Source organism: Bacillus sp. GZB, assembly GCF_001975995.1.
GTDB classification, from domain to species: Bacteria; Bacillota; Bacilli; order Bacillales; family Bacillaceae; genus Bacillus; species Bacillus velezensis.
Window position 1 is genome coordinate 802,157 of sequence record NZ_MTQG01000017.1, and the last position, 25,262, is coordinate 827,418.

General features: G+C 41.4%; 29 protein-coding genes. 19 read left to right on the forward strand and 10 right to left on the reverse strand.

Annotation, left to right across the window (positions count from 1 at the left end):
* Positions 1-23: 23 nt before the first annotated feature.
* The 6 genes from BXO87_RS15040 to BXO87_RS15065 are packed head-to-tail and all read left to right on the forward strand — an operon-like array spanning position 24 to position 6,648.
* Positions 24-2,588 (forward strand): peptidase G2 autoproteolytic cleavage domain-containing protein, encoded by a 2,565-nt coding sequence (locus BXO87_RS15040; RefSeq protein WP_038458880.1) that lies wholly within the window; start codon positions 24-26, stop codon positions 2,586-2,588.
* 14 nt (positions 2,589-2,602) lie between these two features.
* Positions 2,603-4,426 carry a BppU family phage baseplate upper protein gene (locus BXO87_RS15045; RefSeq protein WP_038458878.1) on the forward strand — a complete coding sequence of 608 codons (1,824 nt, stop codon included), beginning with the start codon at positions 2,603-2,605 and terminating at the stop codon, positions 4,424-4,426.
* Complete coding sequence (locus BXO87_RS15050) at positions 4,423-4,785, forward strand: hypothetical protein (RefSeq protein WP_025852565.1); 363 nt, start codon at positions 4,423-4,425, stop codon at positions 4,783-4,785. The genes BXO87_RS15045 and BXO87_RS15050 overlap by 4 nt, the downstream gene beginning before the upstream one ends.
* Entirely contained in the window at positions 4,785-4,970 is a 186-nt protein-coding gene (locus tag BXO87_RS15055; RefSeq protein WP_032863638.1) for an XkdX family protein, read from the forward strand. The genes BXO87_RS15050 and BXO87_RS15055 overlap by 1 nt, the downstream gene beginning before the upstream one ends.
* A gap of 49 nt (positions 4,971-5,019) precedes the next feature.
* Positions 5,020-5,442, forward strand: a complete 423-nt coding sequence (locus tag BXO87_RS15060) for a phage holin family protein (protein ID WP_038458874.1) — start codon at positions 5,020-5,022, stop codon at positions 5,440-5,442.
* 45 nt (positions 5,443-5,487) lie between these two features.
* Complete coding sequence (locus BXO87_RS15065) at positions 5,488-6,648, forward strand: N-acetylmuramoyl-L-alanine amidase (protein ID WP_038458873.1); 1,161 nt, start codon at positions 5,488-5,490, stop codon at positions 6,646-6,648.
* 186 nt (positions 6,649-6,834) lie between these two features.
* Here BXO87_RS15065 and BXO87_RS15070 read toward each other — a convergent pair whose 3' ends face one another.
* Together BXO87_RS15070 and BXO87_RS15075 are read right to left on the reverse strand one after the other, a co-directional pair.
* Positions 6,835-7,362, reverse strand: a complete 528-nt coding sequence (locus tag BXO87_RS15070; protein ID WP_038458871.1) for a hypothetical protein — start codon at positions 7,360-7,362, stop codon at positions 6,835-6,837.
* A gap of 208 nt (positions 7,363-7,570) precedes the next feature.
* A complete protein-coding gene (locus BXO87_RS15075) occupies positions 7,571-8,167 on the reverse strand; it encodes a sigma-70 family RNA polymerase sigma factor (RefSeq protein WP_038458869.1) in 597 nt (198 codons plus the stop codon).
* Between the two features lie 362 nt (positions 8,168-8,529).
* Here BXO87_RS15075 and BXO87_RS15080 point away from each other — a divergent pair, with 362 nt between their 5' ends.
* Positions 8,530-10,020, forward strand: a complete 1,491-nt coding sequence (locus BXO87_RS15080) for a glycosyltransferase (protein ID WP_038458867.1) — start codon at positions 8,530-8,532, stop codon at positions 10,018-10,020.
* 93 nt (positions 10,021-10,113) lie between these two features.
* On the opposite strand, the gene BXO87_RS15085 is transcribed toward BXO87_RS15080, so the two are convergent.
* Positions 10,114-10,806 carry a hypothetical protein gene (locus tag BXO87_RS15085; protein ID WP_038458865.1) on the reverse strand — a complete coding sequence of 231 codons (693 nt, stop codon included), beginning with the start codon at positions 10,804-10,806 and terminating at the stop codon, positions 10,114-10,116.
* Positions 10,807-10,985: 179 nt separating this feature from the next.
* Between BXO87_RS15085 and BXO87_RS20860 the strand changes: the two genes are divergently transcribed.
* Complete coding sequence (locus BXO87_RS20860; RefSeq protein ID WP_162918044.1) at positions 10,986-11,129, forward strand: hypothetical protein; 144 nt, start codon at positions 10,986-10,988, stop codon at positions 11,127-11,129.
* 248 nt (positions 11,130-11,377) lie between these two features.
* Positions 11,378-11,608, forward strand: a complete 231-nt coding sequence (locus tag BXO87_RS15095; protein WP_032863647.1) for a MerR family transcriptional regulator — start codon at positions 11,378-11,380, stop codon at positions 11,606-11,608.
* Between the two features lie 459 nt (positions 11,609-12,067).
* On the opposite strand, the gene BXO87_RS15100 is transcribed toward BXO87_RS15095, so the two are convergent.
* Positions 12,068-12,343, reverse strand: a complete 276-nt coding sequence (locus tag BXO87_RS15100; protein ID WP_038458863.1) for a hypothetical protein — start codon at positions 12,341-12,343, stop codon at positions 12,068-12,070.
* Between the two features lie 317 nt (positions 12,344-12,660).
* Here BXO87_RS15100 and BXO87_RS15105 point away from each other — a divergent pair, with 317 nt between their 5' ends.
* A complete protein-coding gene (locus BXO87_RS15105; protein WP_007612138.1) occupies positions 12,661-13,227 on the forward strand; it encodes a cysteine hydrolase family protein in 567 nt (188 codons plus the stop codon).
* A gap of 238 nt (positions 13,228-13,465) precedes the next feature.
* Here BXO87_RS15105 and BXO87_RS15110 read toward each other — a convergent pair whose 3' ends face one another.
* Positions 13,466-14,050, reverse strand: coding sequence for a DUF421 domain-containing protein (locus BXO87_RS15110; RefSeq protein ID WP_038458861.1), 585 nt, complete (start codon positions 14,048-14,050; stop codon positions 13,466-13,468).
* 518 nt (positions 14,051-14,568) lie between these two features.
* Entirely contained in the window at positions 14,569-14,838 is a 270-nt protein-coding gene (locus BXO87_RS15115) for a hypothetical protein (protein WP_007409508.1), read from the reverse strand.
* A 230-nt stretch (positions 14,839-15,068) separates the two neighbouring features.
* Here BXO87_RS15115 and BXO87_RS15120 point away from each other — a divergent pair, with 230 nt between their 5' ends.
* Complete coding sequence (locus BXO87_RS15120) at positions 15,069-15,377, forward strand: MGMT family protein (RefSeq protein ID WP_038458859.1); 309 nt, start codon at positions 15,069-15,071, stop codon at positions 15,375-15,377.
* Positions 15,378-15,405: 28 nt separating this feature from the next.
* Here the strand turns inward: BXO87_RS15120 and BXO87_RS15125 are convergent, their stop codons facing one another.
* A complete protein-coding gene (locus BXO87_RS15125) occupies positions 15,406-16,014 on the reverse strand; it encodes a GNAT family N-acetyltransferase (RefSeq protein ID WP_038458857.1) in 609 nt (202 codons plus the stop codon).
* A gap of 164 nt (positions 16,015-16,178) precedes the next feature.
* On the opposite strand from BXO87_RS15125, the gene BXO87_RS15130 reads away from it, so the two are divergent.
* The 7 genes from BXO87_RS15130 (at position 16,179) to BXO87_RS15150 (ending at position 23,244) form a co-directional block, all read left to right on the forward strand.
* Complete coding sequence (locus BXO87_RS15130) at positions 16,179-17,279, forward strand: type III polyketide synthase (RefSeq protein WP_038458854.1); 1,101 nt, start codon at positions 16,179-16,181, stop codon at positions 17,277-17,279.
* Positions 17,279-17,785, forward strand: a complete 507-nt coding sequence (locus BXO87_RS15135) for an isoprenylcysteine carboxyl methyltransferase family protein (RefSeq protein WP_020955972.1) — start codon at positions 17,279-17,281, stop codon at positions 17,783-17,785. The genes BXO87_RS15130 and BXO87_RS15135 overlap by 1 nt, the downstream gene beginning before the upstream one ends.
* Before the next feature lie 72 nt (positions 17,786-17,857).
* Positions 17,858-17,953, forward strand: a complete 96-nt coding sequence (fbpC, locus tag BXO87_RS20585) for a Fur-regulated basic protein FbpC (protein ID WP_025284905.1) — start codon at positions 17,858-17,860, stop codon at positions 17,951-17,953.
* Positions 17,954-18,135: 182 nt separating this feature from the next.
* Positions 18,136-21,717 carry a dynamin GTPase gene (dynA, locus tag BXO87_RS15140; protein WP_076851385.1) on the forward strand — a complete coding sequence of 1,194 codons (3,582 nt, stop codon included), beginning with the start codon at positions 18,136-18,138 and terminating at the stop codon, positions 21,715-21,717.
* A gap of 67 nt (positions 21,718-21,784) precedes the next feature.
* Entirely contained in the window at positions 21,785-22,042 is a 258-nt protein-coding gene (locus BXO87_RS15145) for a YpbS family protein (protein ID WP_012117818.1), read from the forward strand.
* A gap of 76 nt (positions 22,043-22,118) precedes the next feature.
* On the forward strand, positions 22,119-22,262 hold the full coding sequence (locus BXO87_RS20590; RefSeq protein WP_003153570.1) for a hypothetical protein: 144 nt from the start codon (positions 22,119-22,121) through the stop codon (positions 22,260-22,262).
* Positions 22,263-22,356: 94 nt separating this feature from the next.
* The gene (locus BXO87_RS15150; protein ID WP_070082003.1) at positions 22,357-23,244 is read left to right on the forward strand and encodes a 5'-3' exonuclease; all 888 of its coding nucleotides are present in this window, start codon (positions 22,357-22,359) and stop codon (positions 23,242-23,244) included.
* A gap of 5 nt (positions 23,245-23,249) precedes the next feature.
* On the opposite strand, the gene sspL is transcribed toward BXO87_RS15150, so the two are convergent.
* The 3 genes from sspL to BXO87_RS15165 are packed head-to-tail and all read right to left on the reverse strand — an operon-like array spanning position 23,250 to position 24,509.
* Positions 23,250-23,378, reverse strand: a complete 129-nt coding sequence (gene sspL / locus BXO87_RS15155) for a small, acid-soluble spore protein L (RefSeq protein ID WP_003153575.1) — start codon at positions 23,376-23,378, stop codon at positions 23,250-23,252.
* A 51-nt stretch (positions 23,379-23,429) separates the two neighbouring features.
* Positions 23,430-23,822, reverse strand: a complete 393-nt coding sequence (locus BXO87_RS15160) for a reverse transcriptase-like protein (protein ID WP_031378992.1) — start codon at positions 23,820-23,822, stop codon at positions 23,430-23,432.
* Positions 23,823-23,828: 6 nt separating this feature from the next.
* A complete protein-coding gene (locus BXO87_RS15165; protein WP_003153578.1) occupies positions 23,829-24,509 on the reverse strand; it encodes a queuosine precursor transporter in 681 nt (226 codons plus the stop codon).
* Between the two features lie 81 nt (positions 24,510-24,590).
* Here BXO87_RS15165 and BXO87_RS15170 point away from each other — a divergent pair, with 81 nt between their 5' ends.
* Positions 24,591-25,262 carry a ribonuclease H family protein gene (locus BXO87_RS15170; RefSeq protein WP_024085518.1) on the forward strand — a complete coding sequence of 224 codons (672 nt, stop codon included), beginning with the start codon at positions 24,591-24,593 and terminating at the stop codon, positions 25,260-25,262.

Genomic DNA, 25,262 nt, shown 5'->3' on the forward strand with positions numbered 1-25,262 from the left:
TGTCTTGAAAGGAGAGTGACACATTGGGATTCAAGTTAATCAAGGATTATGACACCACTAGAAACGCAAGGTATATTGCTGAACAAAAAGCAGATGCTGAGACCGTTGAAAACGGATTGAATAGTCTTGAAAACGAGATAAACAGCCATAAAAAGAGCAATAAAGCCCACTCGTCGGAGCAAATTGACCATGGCGGCTTTTCTTTACGCTCATATATCGATGGTCTATATAACCGGATGCGCAACCTGATTTTAAATGCTGATGGAACAAATGTAAAAGAAGTTGTGGATGCACGGGTTGATGCTGAAGGAAATATAACTCCATTGCTCAAGGAGCGGCTAGATAAAGAGTATAACAAGCTTCTCCAAAAGATTAAACGAACCGTCAATGTAGATGACTTCGGTGCTGATCCAACCGGAGAAACCGATAGTTCAGAAGCGTTTAAAAGGGCAATTGGTACTGGTAAGGTTCGCCTCATGCTATCAGCCGGCACATATGTTGTTAAAGGAGTCAAACTTCCATCTTGGACATATATGATTGGTCAAGGTATGGGTGTCACTACACTTAAGCTCCATGAAGATACACCCGCCAGCGAGTGGGTTGTTACAAATGCTGATCATACGTTAGGGAACCGGAATATCGTTGTTGAAGGTATGTCTCTTGATTGGAATCCGGAACGTCAAGGCGGTGTAGGAGCGACTGGCGGGATACATTCAAGCTGCTTGACATTTGCGCAAGTCAAGTTCGGTATCATCCGTGAAGTTGAGGGTATTAATCCGGGGTTGCATTGCTTCGATATAACTGCACCGACATATGATATAACTGCTGAAAATTATACCGCAACTGGCAGTAAGTATATTTGGATTGACCGCTGTGTTGGCTCTGGTTATGGTGACGATGGCATTACCACACACTACAGCGAATACGTTTTCATTACACATAATGTTATGACAAACCCTACCGGGAAGGCACATCGTAAAGGCGGGGCCAATTCAAACGGTATTGAAGTAGATGATGGTTCTAAGCATATATGGGTGATTGATAACTATACTGAAGGTAACGTCCGCGGGGTAGAAGTTAAGGCTCATGCAGAATGGCCGGCACCTTGTAACGTCCATATTCGAGGTCATGAATCCTTTCGGGACGTCCGATCATTTGATTTGCGACACATTGGGCACCATTTAGCGACGGATCCGTGGAGTGAGACTGCACGTGATGTGACGTTAGTAGACTGCACGTCAAGAGAACCAAGGTTCAATTCGCTTTATGAAGGACTAGCTCCAAAGGCGCTAGTTGTTTCGGCATATCAGAGAGTGAAAATCATTGGTTTTACAGCGATTGGGGATCCGACATACAACTATAAAGGAGATTCAGTTATTGCATTTCAATATAAAAGTCGAAAGATAAACGTTACCAATCTTCAAGTAACTGGATTTAATACTGCTGAATATGACATTCGGATTGTTGGCGGCGATCAACGAACAGATGATGTCTTCATTTCCGATTTTGTAAGCCATGAATCAGCACCTAACGGGATCGGAATAGGAGGCGGCGTATACAATGTAAATTTAGTTAATGGTTTACTGCATGGCTCGAATGGTATAGCTGGCATTACATCGCCGAATACTCAAACGAACATCCTTGCAGTAAGGGCTTATGGCTATAGAAACGCGGCAGTATTAGGTGACCAAAAGCACTCTGTCGTTCCTAATAACGTCAAAGGCGGTTTCCGCGCAGCAACATCTTCCGGGCATCCACTTACGAAGTACAGTGCTATCATTGCAAATACCGGATCAACAATTGCAAAGGGTGAACGAAATCTGATTGCTGGTAACGCAGGTGGAGCATCTACAGAAGGATCACGAAATGGTGTAATGTTTTCGTACGATTCGCATACGACCGGAGACGGAGCTTCTTCCGGCGTTATGTTTTCAAAGGCTACAAAGAATAGTAAATCTTATTCCCTTGCGATGGGGCACGGTGATGGCAGCGCATCAGAAGCGAATAAAAAGATTGAACTTAATGCTAAAAATGGGACTGTTCGAGCTACAGGCGCTATTGAAAGTGTGTCTAATTTAAAGGACTTAGCGGAGTATTTTGAATCTGCCGACGGCTCAAAGATTGAGGCATCTTATCTTGTTGCGTTAGAAGGCGATAAGATTCGTAAAGCTCATGTAGGGGACAAGATTCTTGGCGTTGTTTCAAAAACAGCCGGCGTTGTGCTCGGTGGAGCATCGTTTTATTGGAATGATCGTTATCTTCGCGATGAATTTGGCGGACTGGTTTATCGTGAGGTGAATGATGGAAATGAGATTCTTCAGATCCCTGTTGTAAATCCGAATTATAAGCCTGAAGCGGAATACAAACCAAGAGAGGAAAGGGACGAGTGGCATGTAATCGGTTTGATCGGTCAAGTCTTCGTTAGGATCGACGAAACAGTAACAGTCGGCGATAGTGTTTCTGCCATCAATGGTGTTGCAACAAAGGCGGAAAGCGCCGGATACGGAACTGTTATGAAAATCAAAATTCCGTTCGATGTGAAAAAAGGTTACGGGGTAGCGCAGATGCTAGTTACGCCGCAGCATTAAGGGAGGAATCAAAGATGTATAAAACGGGGAGCGTGTCATTCGATATTAATGCCGGACGGTCAAACGGCCGAACCACTAACATACAATTTATGACGCAAGATACGGGCAGCGCCAAGCTGTCCTTTTCTTTTGTGAAGGATGGCGTACCGTTGCCTTTGTCAGCATTGGATGCAAAAATCGTTCTGCTATATGCTGACGGATCATTTTATAAAAAGAGTCTTACGCTTATAGACAAAGTTAATGGTACAGCTGAATACATTTTGTCTGATGAGGAACTGACGCATTACGGAACCGTTAAGGCCGAAATCAAACTATATTATACAAACGGACAATCCCTGGTAACTTCATTTTTCACCTTTTCTATCGCTAAAACGTTAGAAGATCAGAACATCGTTCCGACAGCTGACTACTACATTGACGACTTTGAAACGCTGAGAGACGGGGTAAACCAAACTGTTGAAGAAATCAGTCAAACCGTTGAGGAATTACGGGAGAAATTTGCCGATCTCGAAGCTGTTGAAACGAAAAAGGGCTCGCAAGAAAAGGCTGACGCTGTTCAGGTGAATCTTGATAAGCATTCAAAGGATAAAAGTAACCCACATGGAGTAACAAAAGCGCAGATAGGGCTATCTGCCGTAACAAATGACGTACAAGCAAAGAAAGAGGATTTTGACAAACACACCTCTGACACTTCAAATCCGCACCAGGTTACTGCGGCACAAGTTGGACTTGATAAAGTCGATAATATCAAACAGGCTGATTACTATGCTTTTCGACAACACGATAACAACGGAGAAAGACATACATCAAAAGTTGAAAAGGATAAATGGAATGCAGGACAGCTCTTTAAATTAACGGAAGATAATGGGCTGGCGAAGTATCTAAGCGGTGCTGATTTCAATACTGTAACGGATACAGGCTTATACTATATGAGCAGTGTCACGACAGCATTAAATGCGCCCGTGAATAATAACGGGTATCTATTCGTCCACAACTACGGAACGTATGCATATCAGGAATATACGTCCTATAGCAGCAGCGACTCAACGTCGTCAGGCCGCCGAAAGTTTATGCGTAATAAAATCTCAGGCTCGGATTCTTGGACGTCATGGCGTGAGTTTGAGTCAGTGGAAGGGGCGCAGTCAAAAGTCGATGTTCATGCCGATAAAACGGACATTCACGTAACAAAAACTGAAAAAGACAAGTGGAATGGCGGCCAGATGACGAAGTTGACAAAGGATGACGGAAAACGAACACAATTAGTAAATGAGACAGACGTTCTAGCGTTAAGTTCAGGTTATTATTATGCGAATGGCACATCAGTTAAAAACAATCCTGTTGTGAATGATAGCTCATGGTTTAACTATGATGTTATCGAAGGCGATTCCGGAAGAAAGTCTATCATAGCTTGGCGTAGCTATGATAACACTTTATGGCATGCTACGGTTCATACTAACGGTGTTTTTAAAGGATGGAAACGGCTCATTACAAATAATGATTTTGAAAATCCTGTGTGGCAAAATATTACGCTGAAAAACGGTGCTACCGTGGGGACACGCACGCCAATATATGCAAAATCGGGTTCTTTGTTGTTATTACGAGGTCACGTAAGGGTAGATGCAGAAATTATTTTTGGGTCAATACCAGTTGAGTACACGCCGATAGGAGGGGCTGTCGTTTCGGTTGCTCTAAGCGGAACAGGGGGAACGGCAAATTTGATTGTATACGATGATGGTGACTTAAAGATTAAATATCCAACGCCACTTGATTCAAATAGATTAGATGGTTTTTATATAGATGTATCTGTGCCGCTACAAACTGGAGGAACTGCAACATGATTCAAGCATACAAGTATGGAGAAGATTTTATTTTTATCGGACCTTCTATTATTAGCGAAGTAGATGAGCAAGGAAATTATATTATTCCTGAAAATTGCACGCTAATTCAACCACCTTCATTTTTTAAGGCGAAATTCGATCCTAGCAAACAGATATGGATAGAATCGGCTACACGAGAGGAAAAGAATTCTATATTAGAGCACGCAAAAAATGTTCAAGGACCAACGGCTGTTGATATTTTAAAACAGCAGAATGCTGTCATTATGGAGCAGTTGGCAGAAGCTCAAAGCGCAGCCGAGGAACAGTCAAGAATATTGGCTGACTTGCTTCTTATGTTGGCAGAGGGAGGAAAAGCATAATGGATTGGTTTACAAATATCAAGACCATTTATGGCTGGGGCCGGAATTATTATACAAACGCGAATGTCGCCCGTTTTGTTGAATTGAACAGAATTACTGAAGAGCAATATAAACAAATCACTGGTTTAACCTATCCCGCTACAGAACAGCCAATCAGTGTGGATGTGGGCGGGACAGGGAGCTAATAAACACCCTAGAGGTGTTTTTATTTTGCCTCGAAGGAGGTGATTGACAATGGAGGGAATACAAGTGATGTTGAATGTTGAAAGCTTACAGATCGCAAGAACATATCTTTTCGGGGAGGTGAAATACCTTGACTTGCTTCTGATCCTCAGCATCTTGGATGTTATTACCGGCATTATCAAAGCGTGGAAAATGAAGCAGCTCCGGAGCCGCAGCGCGTGGTTTGGATATGTGCGGAAGATGCTCAGTTTTATGGTGGTCATCGTCGCCAACATTATTGACACGATAACAAATTTGAACGGTGTTCTGACCTTTGGAACCGTTCTTTTTTATATCGCAAATGAGGGCCTGTCCATCACGGAAAACTTGGCACAGATCGGCGTTAAAATTCCGGCCGTCATCACTGACCGGCTCCATGTAATTGAAAACGACAACGATCAGAAAACAGAAAAAGACGATCAAGCAGCTGGTTAATCCGGCTGCTTTTTTGTATTCAAAAACAGAATAGGAGAGATTTTTATGTCAGCATACAGAAATCAATATATTGATATTAACAAATGGACGCGGCCGGGAATCAAAAACAACGGCGTGAAGAAACTGGTGGTGCATTACACGGCAAACCCCGGCGCGCCTGCTGCCAATCATTACAGGTACTTTGGTCAAACGCTCCCCGCACAGAACAGAAATCTGTCTGTGAAAAAACAGACGTTTGCATCGGCACATATCTTTGTCGATCGTACAGAGGCTATTTGTATCATTCCGTTGAATGAGGTGGCCTATCATGCGAATGACGTTCAGCAATTCGTTAACGGGCAGCCTTACCGGGGTGTCGCGGCGCTGAAACCGAATGCAAATTTCTTATCTATTGGCGTGGAGCTTTGCATTGAAAAGAACGGCACTTTCCATCCGGATACCATTGCCCGCGCAGAACAAGTTTGTGCCGAGCTGTGCAAAATGTATAAACTCGATCCAATCAATGACATTGTTCGACATTACGATATCACACATAAAATCTGCCCGGCGCCGTGGGTAAGCAACTCTCAAGGGTTTACCGATTTTAAGACCCGTGTTAAAAAGCGAATGGCCGGCGTGGTTGTAACGGTGCCTGTGGAATCGAATCCAGATGTTACCCATACAGATACAGGAAGATTCATCAAAAACACGGTGGTTTCAAGTGATGGACTTGTTCTGCGTACACAACGGAGTGCCTCTTCTTCCATGGTGCTTAACCTGCCGAATGGCACGGTTGTAAAATATCAGCTTGGATCAACTGTCAACGGATGGGGGTATGTTGAATACACCAATTCAAAAGGCCAGACATTCCACGGATATGTGAATGTCTCCTATATCAAAAGCGATAACGAGCTGAAAAACGGCGGCAAAAAGAAGGTAAAAGCCTCAAAGCCTAAAACCACTCAAAAATCAAAATTCAGCCTGCCTGCGGGTATTTTTAAAGTCACAAACCCGTTAACCCGAGGGGAGTCTGTAAAACAGATCCAGACTGCGTTAGCGGCTCTTCATTATTATCCGGATAAAAACGGAAAAAACTTTGGTATTGATGGTGCGTATGGACCGAAGACGGCGAATGCAGTGAAACGTTTTCAGTCAATGTATGGGCTTCCTCAAGACGGCATTTACGGACCAGATACAAAGGCGAAACTTGGAGTATTATTGAAGTAGCAGAAAAAATTGAGGAGGTTATATGCCATTGATGATGAATTTCAAACGTTTAGAGGCAATATAAATATAAAACAGGGGTAACGAGATTAGCAAAGGGCCTAAATTAGATTAAGATATAAAAAAGAGGCATAAGTTAGAATTTTTATGCCTCTTTTTATATTGATTAGTGAATTAGCTTTTTCTTTTTCATACCCACTTACCGTCGATTGTAACTGTATTGTACATTGATTTCCCAATTTCTAAATCAGTGTCACACCAGCCATTAGTTACTTTATGGTATTTGGTGCTTCCAGCGTGAATATATCCTTTAATACTTAATCGGTATGGATATGATGATCCAGAAGATGAATAACCATCAGTGATAATCTTACCGCCTGGTTTTACTGTAGTAATAACGTTTGTGCCAGAAAAAATACGAGATTGGCGATGAAGGACTTTAAATGCGATTCCTCCATGGGCAGATGTTCCGTATTTCGCTATATAAGCTTTTGTCAAAAATGCACCAGTGGCAGCACTTGGTTTGACGTATCCTTGTCGCCAACCTGAAGGTGAATAAAAACCGATTGAAACTGCCCCATTTGCTTCTGTAAACGTCCCATAAAAAACAAATAATTCATTAGAATTAACTGTTCCGACTTTAGATCCCCATGTAGTTAATCCGTAATTTGAGTAGACCGGAACGCTTGACCCTTTTTTGTTAATACAAATAGTCATAAAAAAGCTCCTCTCCTTATTTAGTTTCTTGAGTGCTACTATTCTATCCCGCAATTTAAAAATGTAAATGTAAAATTAGAATTCTGTGTATTGATTATGTATCTTATAGCTTAGAGAATTTGGAATAGACTAAGGAAAACGATGAAAAGAAAGAGAAAAATAAAAGATCATTAAATAATTAATGATCTTTGGATTGCAAATAGTTAGCTCAATCGTTTGTAAGGAGATATTTTTCAGAAATTACTTTTTGAAGGTGTTTTCGAAGTTTAATAATTCTTTGGTTAGCGGCTTGACGAGAAATTTGATGTTTTGCTGCATATTCTGAAACAGAAAAAGTCTCTCTGTCAAGTATTACTTGAAGTGCATCTCTATCTTGTGGAGGTGTATTCTCTAGAAGAATTCTAACAAGTTCATTTGATTCAAGATTGCTCAGTGAATAATCAATTGTTGGCAATATGTCAATTAGTTTAAGGTCTTTGTTATTTACTAAGGTGTCTATAGATAAAATCCCGTTATTTTTATTTTTTAAAGTGTATCTAGAATACGATACATTACGTACTCCCTTTTTCAATTTGTAATGTAGATATGTTGAGAAACACGTTCCATAATTGAAATCATAACCTTCATATGCTTTCCAAAGTTCAATTTCTAACTCTTGAGAAAAATCTTCCTCATCAATAAAGTTAAAAACAAATTTATTATTAGTTTGTTTTATTGTTTTTTTTATCATCGGCAGAAAATGTTTTCTCGTTTCTTCAAACGTTAATTTTAAGGCTCGTCCATCAGATAATAAAATTGTTTTCAAACCATCAATCCTCCACAATACAGTAACTAATCTCAACAAATACAGAACGTATGTTCCTATTTTATTCTAACATAACTCTAAATATAGTGAAAGTTAAGAACTTTCGAAGGTCTTGTTTGATTACACAAAAAAAACTCAGTACCTTGCTGATGGTCTTTCATTAAAAAGCCAGAACATGCAGTAAGAATTTTAGATGATGAATGGCTTAATTACTGACGGTATTTATAGGTCGTAAACCAGACTTAAGTTTCTTAATACAAGGAGGGTTTTTCTGTAATTATTCTCTTTTTATATGACTATTTCATTAAAATTTCATTTATAGTAATATAATCTAGTGAAAAAATATGAAAAGGGGATAAAATATGTCTCTCGTTAGTCCGGTTTTTTTGTTTAATTCCTTAAATACAAAAAGAGGCGGTATGACCAAAGCAACAATACATAGAGCGAATACACTCGTTTCAGAGTATAAAGAAACTCAATTTCTAACCATTCTTTTTCAAAAGAATCATAAAAGTATCATTCAAAATCTTTATAATACCAATGAACTCGATGAAAGAGTGAAGGTTTATAATTTATTCAATGATCTAGATCCTTCTAAGAACAGTAAAGAAGATCATCGTATAAAAGGGGATCCGAATAAAGAAGAAGAAGGCTTCGTCGTTTTTAAAGCAAACAATGCTTTTCGTTACTTCAAAGATGGTCTGTATGTAAAGTACAAAAAGTTCGATAACAATGGACGGCTTGCATATATTGATTACATGAATGAAGCTAGGCACAGGCTTCGCAGAGAAGAATATAACGAGGATGGTTATTTAGTACGTGAACGCCAAATGGATTTGTTCAGCAACAAACCAAAGTTAGATCGTTATTTCGGAAAGGATGGGAAATGTTATCTCACAACATGGTTAAAGCCTAAAGATGAAGAGATATTCCGTTGCAATCTTTTCTATCCCGAGCCTTTAGAATTTAAGAACCTAGAAGACCTGGCGGCATATTGGATAGCTAATCGAACAAAAGAGATTGAATCACCAATCATCATGTCTGACAACCCTAAAAATTTTAGTTTATTATTGGATAAAAGATTATCTGATGTGAGAAAAGTTGTTGTGTTGCACACTAATCATTACGATTTAAATGAGAAGGGTGAATTTGAATTAAGTCAACAATATAACGCTTTATTCAAGAACCCTGATAAATTTGATCAGATTGTGTTTTTGACTGAGGAACAAAAAAATGACTTTTCAAACGAGTTTGGAGAGCGATTGAATTATCGCGTTATTCCACATGGAATAAGTAAACCTGACACTGAGAAGGATAATTCTAAGGTTAATCCGCACCTAGCGGTAACTTTGTCCCGCTATCATAAAGAAAAGGGTCTAGAGGAAGCTATAAAGGCATTCAAAAAAGTAGTTGATGTTATTCCAGATGCGAAATACGAAATTTATGGCGCGGGTGAGCATGAAACATACTTTCAAGAACTGATTGAAAAATTAAACTTAACGAAAAATATTGAATTAAAAGGGTTTACAGACAACAAAATTGAGGTTTATCAAAAAGCAGCTTGTTCAATACTCACTTCAAAATCTGAAGGATTTGGACTAACCATTCTTGAAAGCTTAGCCGCAGGTACACCGGTAACGTCATATGATATTAAATACGGCCCTAAAGATATGATACAGAACGAGAAAAATGGTTATCTTGTTAAAACCCAAAATGAATTGGCAGACAGGGTAATAAAAATCATGTCTGAAGAAAAGACAAGAAAACGTTTGTCTAAGAGCACGAAGTCTATATTTAAAGGGTTTGGCCAAAAAGTTTATCAGAAAGCATGGTTTGCTTTGTTAAACGAATAAAAAGAAGCCTCTTTCATTTTGAAAGGGGCTTCTTAATAATTCAACTTTATTCTTATGTATGATGACCATTATAACTGATTACATTACGATTCCTCACCAAGTTAAATTAATATCAAAATCCTTTACATTTGTAGTCACATCTTTATCCGGCCAAAAATCCCATTTTATTCTGACTGATTTGATTTCATTGGGATCCTGCAATTTTTTTATTGGATAAAGCACATACCCTTCTTTTTTTGCTCCAGACATAATTTCTCCACCAATATCTTCACTGAGTGATAAACTGGCATCTATCTGTTCTTTAGTATTGGTAAGAAGGGTACCTTGGTTCGGGAAAGTTGAGATATCTTTTTTGCTTCCATTGTCAATGACAAAGTGAACAGCTATAGCTCCTTCAGCACCGGATTCCATTTCGTCTTTAACGATTCCAATGCGATCGATTTTAAACGTTGTATCATTTTGCTTTTCTGACCAATTTAATTCATGAACTACAGTAGAATCATCATCTGACACAGATACTTCCTTGTCTTTAGAAGAAATTTCATTTTTTTCTTCATCTAAAGATGTAATGTTCGTATTATCACCTAATTCTGTTCCTGTGTCTCTATTTCTAGAACTTGTGTCTGAAAACTGTCCTCCCAAATAGAAAAAGAATATAGATGCCACAAAACAAAGTGGGGCTGTTAACTTACCAAGTTTTCTTGTTCGTTTGATGAAAAATAAAATCAAGCCTGCTATAAACCCAATAAACAAAAAAAACCCTATAAAACTTAGAAATATACCCATAATATCCCCCTGAATTTAGACGATGATTCCATTTTAAAGGAATTAAGGATGTTTATCCATATTTTTATTTTGCGGAAATATAAATAAAAAATTTTCAATAAAGGAGATTAATTCACGTAAACCTATTGACTGTTGTAAATAGGTTTGGTATAATAAAAGTATCGAAAGGAGGTGCTAAAGTGGACGAGATCAGAAACATAGTTCTTATCATCGCTGGAATCGTAACCATTGTCAAAAATATTTATGATATTTGGCAGAAGGAAAGCGAGAAGCGAGAGAAGAACAGAAAAAAGCGCTCCCGCCGGACAAGCAAGAAGCGCTAAAACATAGTAAGACAAGGGGAGTAATCCCCTTGCTCCTACATTATATCACGTCCACGATGATATGAAAAAATATTTAAAGCACTACAATACATTAGATATGACGACGTTGTTTATTATATTAGTGGGTATTGTTGCAATTGATTTTGAAACAGCTGGAACATTGGGGAAGATTGCAGTTGTCATCTTATATATGGCTGCGATCGTCACCATACTAAAAGGTTTTATTCTGATTTGGAGAGAGAACAGACATGACAGAAAATGAAAAGATACAGTTCATTCAAAAAGAAGTACTGACTGCAGCGGAAACCGGAGAATTGCTCGGTGTCACGAGGCAGCGTTTAAGCGCTCTCGTGAGCTCTGGGAAATTGAATCCGGTTAAGAAAGTAGGAACAGTGAGTTTATTTCTTCTGAGCCATGTTGAGGCACAAAAAAAAGAACTGGAAGCTGGTCGGAAGAAGTATCGGCCGTATGATGATTAATGATTTATATTTCGAAAAAAATAACACAAAAATAACAAAAATCACATTCAAGGATGAAAATGCGTGAATGTGTTTCTGCTTAGAAAGTGCTCAAAAGCTTGAAGTTAAAGGGAAATAACACGTTATGAAAGTGTGCGGTAAGTGAACAACTTATTTATAATATGATTCCTAAAACGAAAAAAACCCTTGATGTGACAAGGGTTCAAGAGGGTTAGTTATCTGTTTTCTTTAAAATAACATCTTATTTATCCAGATCGAGGATGCTTCCGAAAGTTTGCTGAACTTTTTGTGAGGCATCCTCTTTTTTTATTAGTTTCATTGTTTGAAAAGAAACTAAATTGAGTGATGCGGCATCCGCCTTATTTCGCCGAAAAACCGTCCCGGACTATATGTACGTGAACGAGTATCTTGTGCACGAATTCTTACAAAAGAGAGTAAAAGAAGGGAAAGCCCCTTCTTTTAATTAATCCATCCTTCAAAAGTTGCGTGATAGAACCCTTCGATTATCTCTACTTTCTTAAGGTAATATGTAACACCATTCTTAACAGTTGTATTTGGAATATCCCATCTATGAAGGTAATCCATTGTAAAAGAATCTTTGGTCGCTTGTGTCGAAATTTTTGTTTGAGTTGAGTCGATATTTGTATTACCAGGGCTAGATGCAAAAGCAGGGGCAGCGGAAACGAGTAAAGCGAGAGACAAGGCAGAACCAGTTAAAACTTTTTTCAATTTCATTTTAAACACTCCTTTGTTTTTTCGATACACTTGTATTATTACATGCAATGCAAAAATAACCAAGGGTTTTTTTGTTAATATTTTGTGAGCGTGAATTGAGTTAGGGGCAACCCTTTCATTCACTGTTGGGGCTTATGTCAGGATATTGATAAGTATATAGAGAAAAAGAGTTGAATATTGCTGGCCTCTGGTGAACTTTAGATATTTCAATACTTTTCCAACGGGGAAGATGTGTTAGTAATTTAATCAATTGTACAAAAGTAAAAACTTTATTTAAAATGTTATAAATACGAATTTTCAATATAGGAGGTTATCTGATGGCAGAAAAGAAAAAAGCTTTAATCATTGTGGATGTACAAAAAGCCTTTGATGATAAAAAGTGGGGAGAACGAAATAACGTAAAGGCGGAAGAAAATATCAGCAAAATACTGAAATTATGGAGAGAAAAAGGATGGACAGTCATATACATACAACATACTTCTGATAAACCTGGTTCTTTATTTTATCCAAAAAATGAGGGGGTTGCTATAAAGGAAATCGTTAAACCTATGGATAAAGAAGTCATTATAACCAAGAAAGTAAACAGCAGCTTTATTGGGACTAATCTAGAAGAGCTTTTAAAAGCAAATGATATAACAACTGTCGTAATCACTGGCTTGACTACGCCGCACTGTGTTTCAACAACCACAAGGATGAGCGGTAATTTAGGATTTGATACATACCTGATTTCAGATGCAACAGCAGCCTTCGGAATGAGAGATCAAAATGATACATATTATGATGCAGAGACTATTCACAATATATCTCTGGCCACGTTGCATGATGAATTTGCCACAATATTAACGACTGATCAATTAATCAATGATTTTATAAAAACAAACTGACTAACATTATGGCTAAGGGCGGCGGTGGATATAGGCGGCTGAAAAGCATATTCAGGCGCATACAAGGACCTCTCGAAAAATACGGGGATTACCGACTCTTTTCATCGTCGCAATATCGATTGAAAAAGGCATCTGCTTCAGATGCTTTTTTTGTTTCTTGTAAACCGCTTTTGATCGGCGGTTAACGGTCTGATTCGGCTTCGGTTTTGAATAACAAAAGGCTTTACTAATCAGCGAATTATTCAAGATTTTTTGGCTTGTGCTGAGTCTGGTGACTTTTGATTTCCTCGAATATATTGGCTTGATCATCTTTTTGAGGTTGAGGCTCTTTGTTAAGACATTTTGGATCGATCACTTTTTTAAGGTCTTTGATGGTTAAAGGCTTACAGTCATCTTTTAATTCGTAGCCTAATTGTCCGTTAGCTTCTAAAGTGGCATATTTAATTGTATTTATATTTGAAATGCCAAGAAGCCTTAAACGCATTTCGAGTTGATCTGCTGTCAGTCTCAGCTTCTTTAAGTTTTCTATATTGAGTTGGCCGTCTTCTATAACGAATTTAGATTTTCCGGTTAAAAAAGATTCAATCCAGTTTACTTTTACTTGAAACCACTCCATTAAAATCAAAGCGCTAAAAAGGATAGACGCAGCGATTAATGTTTTCAATAAACTGGTTTCTAAAATGGGGTGAACGATAATCGTACCGATTGAAATCATCACCATTGTCTGTGCAATGGTCATTTGTGCAATGGATTTTCTCCCTGAAATTCTCAGTAAAATCATTCCGAATGCAATTATAATTAATTCTTCCCAAGCAAATTTCATGTTATCACCCTGGATTGTGTTTTATCAAAAATAAAAGAGCAAGTAAGAGGTTTTATGGGGTACTTGCTCACGAAGAATTATTGCCCTTACATTTAATTTTATTCATTTTAGGTGTTTTCCTAACTGGAGAAACTATTCTGCGAGAGTGAATTCATTTCGGAATCTCCAATACAAGAGGCGGCGGTGAATATTGGTGGCTGAAAAGCACACCAAGGAGTATAAGGAGTGCGTAAGGCATGAAATAGAAGAACCTTGCCCAGAAATACGAGTGAGTTGTCAATTAATACAATTAAGTCATAAGAAAAGCGGCATGGTTGGGAACAAAAAAGGATGCATACTGAGACACTCTGCTAAAATGCATTGAGGAACAACGGTCTGCTGCTGAGACAGAGCTTGAAATACGGTTGCTTGAAATCGCCGCACAACGCTCTTCGTTGATCATGGTATTTAGGAGGTTAGTAGGGAAAACAACTATGAAAAAAGGGATGAGAGAAAAATCTCTTATCCCTTAGATAATCTTAAAACCAACCTTGGTATTCACCAGTCCATGTGCCATCACTGTTCTGCTTGGCATCTTTTAAATAGTATTTAACTCCAGCAAATACTGTTACATTAAGAAGTTCTCCACGTGTATTAGCATTGATGTATATAGTTTTTAACACTGCCTGAGGAGCTGCAGTTTTATGACTCCCGCCATCTGCAGTCGGGCTTGCTGCAAAAGCAGGAGCAGCAGAAACAAGTAAAGCAAGTGATAGAGCTGAACCGGTTAAAACTTTTTTAAATTTCATTTAAAACACTCCCTTTTTTTATTTGATACAACTGTATTATATAACTGTATGTAAAATTTGTCCATATAAACTTATGTTAACTTTTTGTGAATATAAAAAGTATTCTCCCCCATGAGTTTTATTAACTCGTACCATCTTATTTTAAGCCTCCAGAGTAAGGCATCATCATATGACGTCAAAACTGTTGTATGATACTAGGGAAATCATTTTTAGTCGAAATGAGGAGTTGCATGACATTTACGGAACGGGCGGTAGCCATTATCAAACAGATTCCTGAAGGGAAAGTAATGACGTATGGTCAAATTGCCGATCTTGCGGGAAGTCCGCGGGGAGCGAGGCAGGTTGTGAGGATTCTTCACTCCATGAGTAAAAAGCATTGTCTTCCTTGGCACAGAGTCATCAATGCAAAGGGCGAAATCGGATTGAGAGACGAAGAGATGTTTTCTGTACAGAAGCTGTCTCTTGAAGCTGAGAGGGTAGCGGTCACGTCAGACGGACGGATCGATCTCAATTTATACGTCCATGATCCGAATATGTGAAAAAACCTGCCGTATATCGGCAGGTTTTTCAGTTATATGCTGCGAGCCGGCCAGAAAGGTTTTGCTGGATATAAGGCCATTCCTCCCGAAGGATGGAGTAGTAGGCGGTATCTCTGAGGCCGCCGTCGACAGCTTGAATGTGTGCGCGGCGGATCCCTTCAAATTGGGCTCCGATCCGCAAAATCGCAGTCCGTGAGCGCTGGTTGCGAACGTCGGTTTTCAGCGTCACCCTGACAGCTTGCCACACGTCAAACGCATGAGTCAGCATCAGAAGTTTACATTCCGTATTGACACCGGTCCGCTGCACGGCAGAGGCATACCATGTGCTGCCGATCTCACACACTTCCGGAGCTGCATCCGCCGGCCGCGTAAGCACTTCCACATCCATAAACCTCGTGCTTCCGACGATTCGGTCTGTTTCAAGACTCCGTACTGCAAAAGGCAATGCAAGTCTTTTTTCATAATCGGAAAGCGCCCGCTCAATATAACGCTTTGTTTCTTCGATTCCGTCAGGAACATGGGTGTAATCGTAAGTCGTCCTATTTTCAGAAGCAGCGTCACAGAGTGCCTGAGTGTGATCAATCGCCAGCGGCTCTAACTGAACGAGTGACCCTTTAAGAATGACAGGCTTCAGCATTCTTATCACAACCTTTTTTTATGAATGGATCAAGTATAGTCGAACGGTTTCTTATTCAAAAGGGCCAATTTCCTATTAAAATGGCATGTCAGTGAAATCCTCGATTCAAACTTATGCATACATTCAGGAAAAAAGCGGAAACTTTTATTAAAGAGGTGATGGGCATGGCATATGTGTTATCGGTCGGAACGAGCATTCCGAAGTATCATGTCTCGCAAGAAACGGCGGCGGATTTTGCAAGAGGGATGTTTGCCGATTCATTTAAGGATATTGACCGGCTGTTAAAAGCCTTTCAAAACGGCGAAATTGAATCAAGGCAGTTTGTCCGGCCGATTGAATGGTATAAAACGGCACGGGGTTTTTCAGAGAAAAACCGGCTGTATACGGAAGAAACCGTCAAGCATAGTGCGGATGCGGCACTTGATTGTTTAACAAACCCGGATTGTTTAACAAATCCCTTTCCATATGAAAAAGTGGATGCGATCTTTTTTATTTCCAGCACCGGGCTTTCGACACCCAGCATTGAAGCGAAAGTGATGAATCGGCTTCCGTTTTCTGCGAAAACAAAACGGATACCGATCTGGGGTTTAGGATGCGCGGGCGGAGCGGCCGGCCTGTCCAGGGCTTACGAATACTGCCGCGCGTATCCTGAAGCATACGTGCTTGTCATCGCGGCTGAACTCTGCAGTTTAACGTTTCAGCCGAACGACAAGTCAAAAAGCAACTTAATCGGAACTTCCCTGTTTGCGGACGGAATTGCCGCAGTACTAATCGGAGGAGAAAAGGCGAACCGAAACGAAGTCAAACAGCCGCTTCTTCCGCGGATATTCGCCACTCAATCGGTGATGATGCCGGATGCGGAAGATGTGATGGGCTGGGAATTCACCGACAGCGGTTTTCAAGTCATTTTTTCAAGAGACATTCCCACCCTGGTTTCACAGTGGCTGAAGAACAATGTTGATGAATTTTTATTTGAATATGGCGTCAGTCCTCACGACATTAAAACCTTTCTTGCCCATCCCGGCGGGAAAAAGGTCATTGACGCCTATTTAACGAGTCTTTCAATGGACACCGGTCAGCTTGCGGCATCTCGGAAGGTGCTGCAAAAACACGGGAACATGTCTGCCGCAACTATTTTTCATGTGATAAAAGAACAGTTGCTCCACGGGCGGCAGAAAGAAAACGAAAAAGGGCTGATCGGCGCTCTCGGGCCGGGATTTTCGTCTGAGCTTTTGCTGTTCAGCTGGGAAAAGGGGGCTTCTTAATGTTTTGGCTGTTTATCATGCTGCTTGCGGCCCAGCGGATTGCGGAGATGATCGTGGCCCGGCGCAATGAGCAAAAGGTGAAAAAGCAAGGCGCAGTCGAATACGGAGAAGGACATTATCCCTTTCTCGTCCTGATGCACGTGCTCTTTTTTGTCTCTCTTACAGCTGAGGTGGCGGCGTTTCAAAAAACGCCTTCTCCAAGGTGGGCCGCCATTATATGTATTATTTTATTTGTACAAGGGATCAGGTATTGGGCGCTATTATCATTAGGGCGGTATTGGAATACGAAAATCCTTGTCGTGCCGGATGCGGAGCTTGTCAGAAAGGGGCCGTACAGGTGGATGAAGCACCCGAACTACGCGGTCGTCATCTTAGAATTTATTTTTCTGCCGCTGTTATACGGAGCGTATTGGACACTGTTTCTCTTTTCGATTCTCAATGCCTGCATGCTCACCGTGAGGATTCGCGCCGAAGAGAAAGCGCTAGAAGAAAACACCGCAAAATAGAGATTGAAAATCATTCTCACTCATGATAAGATGTAAATATGAAAATGATTCTCATTCAAGGTGGTGCCGAAAATGACAATGTTATTTTTATTTGCAGCCGTTTGTACATACAGTGTTTTAATTGGTTTCGTATTGAAAAAAGTTTCGAATAAATCGATGTCTTCTTAAACATCTGCGGTTTTTCCTGCCGCGGGTGTTTTTTCTTTATCAGCTGCCGATATCGGCGGCTTTTTTGCGTTTCCTGAAGAAAAGTGAGCCATTCTTGTGTAAAATGGGGGAGAGGTTTTTTTCAGAGCTTTCTAAAAATGAAAACGTCATTTGATGCGACAGACACAAAGGGGTAAAGACACATGACAGAAGAAGAACGCCATAACAGGGAGATTTTCAGCAGAACGGGTGCCTTATACGCACAATTTTTGGATCATCAGGATAAAAAACGGGCCGATCAGCTCGCGGCCATTATGAAAAAAGCGGCTGATGAAGAGGTTTATATCGCGTTTACCGGGCATTATTCGGCCGGAAAGTCCTCTTTATTAAACACATTGCTCGGTGAAGACATACTGCCGACAAGCCCGATTCCTACAAGCGCCAACCTCGTTGTCATCCGGCACGGTGAAGATAAAGTCGTGCTTCATACGACGGACGGGGCTTATGCAGAGATCAAAGGAAGTTACGATAAAGAACAAGTGCAGCAATTCTGTAAAGATGGTGAGCAAATTGAGACGGTGGAAGTCTATGCCGGCTTTAAGGAGTCAGAGCCTCATGCGGCCTACATCGACACACCGGGAATTGATTCGACGGACGAAGCGCATTTTTTATCTGCGGCTTCGGTTCTCCATCAGGCTGACGCTTTATTTTACGTCGTTCATTATAATCACGTTCATTCAGAAGAAAATATGCTGTTTCTCAGCTCCATCAAAGACCGTATTCCAAATTTATTTCTGATCGTCAACCAAATTGACAGACATGATGAAACTGAAACGAAGTTTGAAGAGTACCGCAGGCAGGTGGAAGACATGCTTGAAAGCGCGGGAATACCGAAAGAATCGCTTTTCTTTACGTCTGTCACTGAGCCTGACCATCCTTTAAACGGCATGGAACAGCTGAAAAAACATCTGCAGAAGCTGAAACAGCAGGCAAAAACAAATTTATGGTCCTTAACGGAGAGAAAAGTTGCACACTTAGTCAAAGAGCATACAGAGATGCTCGTAAAAGATGATAAAAACGGCAGCGGAGAGCAGTTTGACAAACAAGAAGCACTTGTCAGTTCTGTTGAAGGTGAGCTTAAAAAAGCCGTTCAACAGGCTGAAACAGCAGAGAAAGACATCAGAAAAGACGTGCAGAACATATTGCAAAACGCTAATCTGACACCCTTTGAGATGAGGGAGCTTGCATCTGCTTATATTGAATCACAGCAGCCCTCATTTAAAACCGGATTATTCTTTTCAAAAGCGAAAACGGCTTCGGAAAAAGAAAGAAGGCGTGCTGAATTTTTTGCCGATATTAAAAAAAGAACGGAAGGGGAAGCGGATTGGCATATTATCGACACATTTACGAAAGCGGCCAAGCGGTATGAAGCGGATTCGGACGAACTGATCAGGAAAATTCAGGCGTACCGCACACCGCTTTCTGATGATATCACCGCTCAGGCCATTAAGCAGGGAGCTGCCTTTTCATCTGAATACGTATTAACTTATACGAAAGACCTCGCTGAGATGATCAGAAGGGAAGCCAAAAGACAAACAGCGGAACTCATTGAGGAGCTGACCGCTTATGTTCAGGCAAAAAACGGACCGCTCATTGAGAACTTGAAAAACCGGCTCGAAAAAGAAAAGCAGATAAGGGATGAGCTCGCGCAATCGGCAAAAGAAGAACGCAATGCCTTGGAAAAAGCAGCCCGAGTCCGCGCTTTGTGGGAAGAAGAATTGACCTGTGATACGGGAAGCGGCGACTGGTATACGCGAAAAAAACGCCTTGCAAAAGCGCCCGTCCAAAAAGAGAAACCAAAAGAGACTGTACAGTATGAAGTAAACAAGCCCGAAAAAAATGCGATGAAGGAACTTCCTATAAAAGAGCAGACTGATCGGTTCTATGAGCTTGCCGGGATTCTTGAATCCTCGAGCATATTAGAAAAACAGGCAGAAGCCTTTCGAAGCAGGATTGAGCGGCTTGAAAACCGCCAGTTTACCTTGGCGTTATTCGGCGGATTCAGTTCCGGTAAATCATCATTTGCAAATGCGCTTGTCGGTGAATACGTGCTTCCGTCATCACCGACGCCCACAACGGCTACGATCAACAAAATAACGAAACCGCAAGCCGGCAAACCGCATAAATCTGCGGAGATCGTTTTTAAGACGGAGGAGGATCTGGACGCTGAAATGCTTCAGCTGACTGAGCTGAAAGACGCTGATGTAAAGGGACGTTCACTGAAAGAGAGATGGAATTATGCCATTAAAAAGGGAAAAGTTCCGGATGAACTTATCCCGGTGATTCAGACGATGCTGCAGGCGTTTGATTCGTATGAAGAACAGATCCGTCAAAGGCTGACACTGACGGTGCCGGTTGAAGATTTAAAACCGTATGCAGCGGAAGAAAAAACGGCCTGCTGCGTAAAAGAAGTCACCGTGTATTATGATTCGCCTCTCACGCAAAAAGGCATCACCATTGTTGATACGCCGGGAGCAAGCAGTATAAACAAGCGCCATACGGAACTTGCCTTTCAATATATAAAAGATGCTGACGCGTTCTTTTATATGACGTACTATCAGCATTCTTTTTCAAAAGGAGACAGGTCTTTTCTGAAGAAACTCGGCCTCGTCAAAGAATCATTCGGCATGGACAAAATGTTTTTTGTCATTAACGCCGCCGATCTGGCCAAAACCGAAAGCGAGCTGGAAACAGTCAAAGACTATGTCCGCTCAGAACTCTCAAAAGAGGGAATTAACCGGCCGAAATTATATCATGTCTCAAGTAAAGAAGAGCTTGCGGGTAAAAAAGCAGCTTTTTATAACAGGTTCTCTGATGTAAGAACCGGACTTGAGCACTTTATTGAGGAAGATGTAATGAGGGCCAGCTGCGCCCAGCTGAAAACAGAGGCGGACAAATTGTGCGATATGGTGGAACAGCTTCACGAATCTCTTCACCAGTCGGCAGAAGAAAAAGAGAAAAAGAAACAGCGTCTGGAGTCTTCCTATGAAAAAGCTCTCGCTGACATTTCAAAGCGCCGTACGTCTGAGGTCATCATTCGAAAAGTGATGAAAGATACGGAAGAGCAGCTCTATCACATTAAACATCGCCTGACGTTTTATGCGAATGATATGCTGAAAACCGCCTTCCATCCGGGTCTTCAAAACGGTGATTGGAAACAAAATATATCAGCGGCGCTGAATGAAGCGCTCAAGGAATTCCGTTTTGAATATATTCAAGAGCTGAAAACGCTCGATATCCGGATGACCGGTTTTATTGAGCGCCATATGACTGAGGAATGGATGGAAAACTGTCAGAAGAAGCTTATGGAAGACGGAGATTTCTCTATTTATGTGAGCGCCGAAAACGAATTTGCGGTTCAGCTGAAAGAAGTCGCTCCGGTCATTGACGTCTCGGCATTCACACATCACATAAAAGAAGTTAAATCGCCGAAGCAGTTTTTTGAACAGAACGGAAAAAGAGCGTTTGTGGAAGGGCTCAGGCTCAGCCTGCAAAAAGTGACAGAAAAGTGGCTTGAGCAGGAGAAAGAAAGCCTTTCAGAGCGATATACTGAGCAGGTGCGCCGTCTGCAAGAAGACATGGCGGATAAAAGCCTGTCCCAGATCCGCGAGCAGCGGGACACTTATTTACAAGGTCTTGCGGAAAATACGAGTGCAAGGGAAATTGAACACCTTTACGAAGCCGAAAAAGCATGGAAAAAGAAAGATGAAATGCTGAAAATTTAAAAATCCGGTTGGCGGGCAGATAACAGTCGTGGTAGACTAAAATGAAAAAAGCGAGATGAAACCTTTTATGTCAGAAGTCCATAAAGCAATTTCAGCACATTCCGCAAAACAGCATCAGCATGTCAAAACATTTGTACAGCTTGATTATGAGCGTGAACAGGCCATTGAAGAAGCCATTGTAAAATGCAGACAGAATAAACCGTTCACGACAGATGCCATCAATGGCATCACCGCAAAAATGAACCAGCTGGCGAAAAAGGGCATCGTGCCGCAAAGACGATTCGTAAGTGAAGAGATGGTGAAAGAATTCGTCAGCAGACAGTAATGGATGAACCTGCCGCGTGTGTCATCAGCGCTTGCTGTACATACTATCCGTATCTTCTCTAAAGGGGGATATGACTATGGGCAGAACAAAACTGGGAAACAGAAATGCTCAGCAGAATAACAATGCCAAAAAGAAAAACGGCTTCGGACAGAAATTTGATTCTTATGCCGGCCGTGAAGCTGAAAAGCTGATGGCAAGCAATAAAAGACACGGTGAGTAAACGTGACGGCAGCATCTTCCAAATGGGGGGATGCTGTTTTTTTACCGCCTTCTTTGGTAAAATAGGAACATTGAATAAAAAGGAGTTTCGATATATGAATAATAAATTACTGCTCGTTGACGGTATGGCGCTTTTGTTCCGCTCGTTTTTCGCGACGGCCGTTCATCGCAATTTTATGATAAATGAAAACGGAATTCCCACAAACGGAGTCAACGGTTTTTTAAAGCATCTTATTACGGCGGTTGATACGTTTCAGCCCACACATGTCGTCTGCTGCTGGGATATGGGAAGCAAAACGTACCGCAATGATTTGTTTCAAGATTATAAAGCCAACAGAAGCGAACCGCCGCTAGAGCTGATTCCGCAATTTGATTTAGCGAAAGAAGCAGCGCGAGAGCTCGGGTTTTTAAACATCGGCATAAAAGGCTATGAGGCGGATGACTGTATCGGTACGCTTTCTGCCCTATTTGCCGGGGAAGCGGAAATTACGATTGTAACGGGTGATAAAGATCTGCTTCAATTGCTGAATGAACAAGTTCAAGTAGCGCTGCTGCAAAAGGGTATCGGCAATTATAAGGTATATACAGATGAGATATTCAGAGAAGAAACGGGGGTTCCGCCAAAAGCGCTGATTGACATTAAGGCGCTGATGGGAGACACGAGCGATAACTATCCCGGCGTTAAAGGGATCGGGGAAAAAACGGCGTACAAGCTGATCCGTGAATACGAAAACATAGAACGGTTATTAGAAAGCCTCGCTCTCTTGCCGAAGGGCCAGCAAACGAAAATTCAGCAAAGCTTGAAAGAATTGGAGCTGTCAAGGCAGCTTGCTGAAATACATTGCGAGGTGCCGTTAGTCTGTACGCTCGAAGAAGCACTTTTTTCATTGAAGATGGAGGAAGCATCTTTAATGCTCAGACGCCATCAGATAAAAGGAATTGAAAGAATGCTCGAAAAGCTGAACGCCAGAGAGATCAGCTGATCCCTCTAGCGTTTTGTATTGCTTTTTTTTGCGTTGTTTTCAAGGGCTGATTTCGGGTCTTTATGCGCATTTCCTTCCATATTTCCCTGAGGATTCACGCCCCCGGTCAGCCGGCCTTTATTTTCTTTTCTCATAGCTGTTCACCTCATTTGTAGGATGAACAGTGAGACGCAATTTCATTCCGGTTATTTATTCAGCCGAATCGCTTTTTTTGCGAGCTGATCGGCTGTTTGGTTTTGTCTGCCGGGAATCCACTTAATAAAAAACAATGGAAACCCGGCCTTTAATCGGACGATTTCATCCACAAACGGCTGGAAAGCCTTGTTTTTAACCGCTTCAAGATCCGCGGCCCGCTCCACGATATCCGAATCCGTCCGGAATGACACGGACTCAAATCCGCGGGCGGCACACAGCTTCATTCCTTCAATTAAAGCGAGAAATTCAGCTTCCTGATTTGAATGGTCGCCGATCGGAATTGAGAAAGATTCTGTTTTCCCGTCATGTTTAATAAAAATACCGATACCGGACGGGCCCGGGTTTCCGGCACTTGCGCCGTCCACGTAAATTTCAGCGGGCATCATCCGTCACTCTCCCTTCGGTGTCATTCGTTTTGCCGCATACGCATAAGGGACAGAAATGAGTGATACCGCAAATTTAATCAGATAAGTCGAAATAAAGATGCTGAACCATACGCCCGCGGAATAAACGCCGATAAAGGCCACGGCAGTGAAGATAAATGTATCCAGCAGCTGGCTGAGCGCCGTGCTTCCGCTGTTTCTGAGCCAGAGAAGCCTGTCTGAAGGAAAGATTCTCCGAATGGCTGAATATACATAAACATCTATCGTTTGGCTGAAAATAAAAGCCAAGAGGCTTCCGAGCGCAACACGCGGCAGAAAACCGAAAATCGTCTCAAGGGCAGGCTGTGCGATATCTGACGCAGCCGGTTTATATAAAAGAGCCCCCTGCATGGCGCATGTTAAAGCGAGCAGAGTGGAAAAGCCGAGCCAGACGGCTTTGCGCGCTTCCCGGGGACCGTATTTTTCGTTCAGCACATCCGTTGCGAAGAAAACGGTGCCGTACATGATATTTCCCAGTGTTGCCGTGAGCCCGAACAGCTCAACTGTTTTGACAACCTGCAAGTTGGCGCACACCGTGGCGAAACCGATCCATACGAATAGGCCCGTTTTGCCAAATCCTTTATAAAACAGAAGAACAATGATAAAATGAATGACCGCAAATAAGATCCATAACACATCGTTAAACAAAACCTGCTGACTTCCTTTCAATTTGAGAATGGTTTGATTATAGCACACGCCCGTCAACTAATGAATGGTAAGGTGATTTCAATGAATCTTAAGCCGTATATCGAAATAGAAGCAAAAGGAACAGGCCCTGTCGCGTTTTTTTCCGAAGATTGGCTGACCGTTCCGAAAGCGCGCATGCTTGCAAGAGAAGTCAGCCGCTTTCCTTATATAAAAGACATTTATTTTGAGGATGAAAAAGGCGCGAGCTGGACGCTTAAAGAATTAGAAAAGCTTACTGAAGAACTTGCGTACGAACCTGACGACATTACAGTGTATTTCGACGGCGGCTTTGACAAAACAAGCGGACGCGCAGGACTCGGAATTGTCGTGTATTATTCTCTCGGCGGCAAGCGGCATCGCATACGGAAAAATAAAAGCTTAACGCTTCAGACGAACAATGAGGCGGAATATGCCGCTTTGTACGAAGCACTTAAGGAAGTGCAGGAACTTGGCGCAAGCAGAAATTCAATCACGATAAGAGGGGATTCCCTCGTCGTTTTGCATCAGCTTGACGGCAGCTGGCCGTGTTATGATGAAACGCAAAACGAATGGCTGGATAAAATTGAAGCGCTGCTCGAATCCTTAAAGCTGACACCGACATATGAAGCCGTAAACCGAAAGGAAAATCAAGAAGCGGATGACCTTGCCAGAAAAATTCTCTCGGACCGGCAAATTGAAAGCCGCATAACATTAGAAGGTAACGGAGATGACTGA

Bases quoted from the DNA above. Each gene is read 5' to 3' on its own strand.
- BXO87_RS15045 (WP_038458878.1), top strand. From the start codon at position 2,603: ATGTATAAAACGGGGAGCGTGTCATTCGATATTAATGCCGGACGGTCA.
- BXO87_RS15050 (WP_025852565.1), top strand. From the start codon at position 4,423: ATGATTCAAGCATACAAGTATGGAGAAGATTTTATTTTTATCGGACCT.
- BXO87_RS15055 (WP_032863638.1), top strand. From the start codon at position 4,785: ATGGATTGGTTTACAAATATCAAGACCATTTATGGCTGGGGCCGGAAT.
- BXO87_RS15060 (WP_038458874.1), top strand. From the start codon at position 5,020: ATGGAGGGAATACAAGTGATGTTGAATGTTGAAAGCTTACAGATCGCA.
- BXO87_RS15065 (WP_038458873.1), top strand. From the start codon at position 5,488: ATGTCAGCATACAGAAATCAATATATTGATATTAACAAATGGACGCGG.
- BXO87_RS15070 (WP_038458871.1), bottom strand. From the start codon at position 7,362: ATGACTATTTGTATTAACAAAAAAGGGTCAAGCGTTCCGGTCTACTCA.
- BXO87_RS15080 (WP_038458867.1), top strand. From the start codon at position 8,530: ATGTCTCTCGTTAGTCCGGTTTTTTTGTTTAATTCCTTAAATACAAAA.
- BXO87_RS15085 (WP_038458865.1), bottom strand. From the start codon at position 10,806: ATGGGTATATTTCTAAGTTTTATAGGGTTTTTTTTGTTTATTGGGTTT.
- BXO87_RS15095 (WP_032863647.1), top strand. From the start codon at position 11,378: ATGACAGAAAATGAAAAGATACAGTTCATTCAAAAAGAAGTACTGACT.
- BXO87_RS15100 (WP_038458863.1), bottom strand. From the start codon at position 12,343: ATGAAATTGAAAAAAGTTTTAACTGGTTCTGCCTTGTCTCTCGCTTTA.
- BXO87_RS15105 (WP_007612138.1), top strand. From the start codon at position 12,661: ATGGCAGAAAAGAAAAAAGCTTTAATCATTGTGGATGTACAAAAAGCC.
- BXO87_RS15110 (WP_038458861.1), bottom strand. From the start codon at position 14,050: ATGAAATTTGCTTGGGAAGAATTAATTATAATTGCATTCGGAATGATT.
- BXO87_RS15115 (WP_007409508.1), bottom strand. From the start codon at position 14,838: ATGAAATTTAAAAAAGTTTTAACCGGTTCAGCTCTATCACTTGCTTTA.
- BXO87_RS15120 (WP_038458859.1), top strand. From the start codon at position 15,069: ATGACATTTACGGAACGGGCGGTAGCCATTATCAAACAGATTCCTGAA.
- BXO87_RS15125 (WP_038458857.1), bottom strand. From the start codon at position 16,014: ATGCTGAAGCCTGTCATTCTTAAAGGGTCACTCGTTCAGTTAGAGCCG.
- BXO87_RS15130 (WP_038458854.1), top strand. From the start codon at position 16,179: ATGGCATATGTGTTATCGGTCGGAACGAGCATTCCGAAGTATCATGTC.
- BXO87_RS15135 (WP_020955972.1), top strand. From the start codon at position 17,279: ATGTTTTGGCTGTTTATCATGCTGCTTGCGGCCCAGCGGATTGCGGAG.
- fbpC (WP_025284905.1), top strand. From the start codon at position 17,858: ATGACAATGTTATTTTTATTTGCAGCCGTTTGTACATACAGTGTTTTA.
- dynA (WP_076851385.1), top strand. From the start codon at position 18,136: ATGACAGAAGAAGAACGCCATAACAGGGAGATTTTCAGCAGAACGGGT.
- BXO87_RS15145 (WP_012117818.1), top strand. From the start codon at position 21,785: ATGTCAGAAGTCCATAAAGCAATTTCAGCACATTCCGCAAAACAGCAT.
- BXO87_RS20590 (WP_003153570.1), top strand. From the start codon at position 22,119: ATGGGCAGAACAAAACTGGGAAACAGAAATGCTCAGCAGAATAACAAT.
- BXO87_RS15150 (WP_070082003.1), top strand. From the start codon at position 22,357: ATGAATAATAAATTACTGCTCGTTGACGGTATGGCGCTTTTGTTCCGC.
- sspL (WP_003153575.1), bottom strand. From the start codon at position 23,378: ATGAGAAAAGAAAATAAAGGCCGGCTGACCGGGGGCGTGAATCCTCAG.
- BXO87_RS15160 (WP_031378992.1), bottom strand. From the start codon at position 23,822: ATGCCCGCTGAAATTTACGTGGACGGCGCAAGTGCCGGAAACCCGGGC.
- BXO87_RS15170 (WP_024085518.1), top strand. From the start codon at position 24,591: ATGAATCTTAAGCCGTATATCGAAATAGAAGCAAAAGGAACAGGCCCT.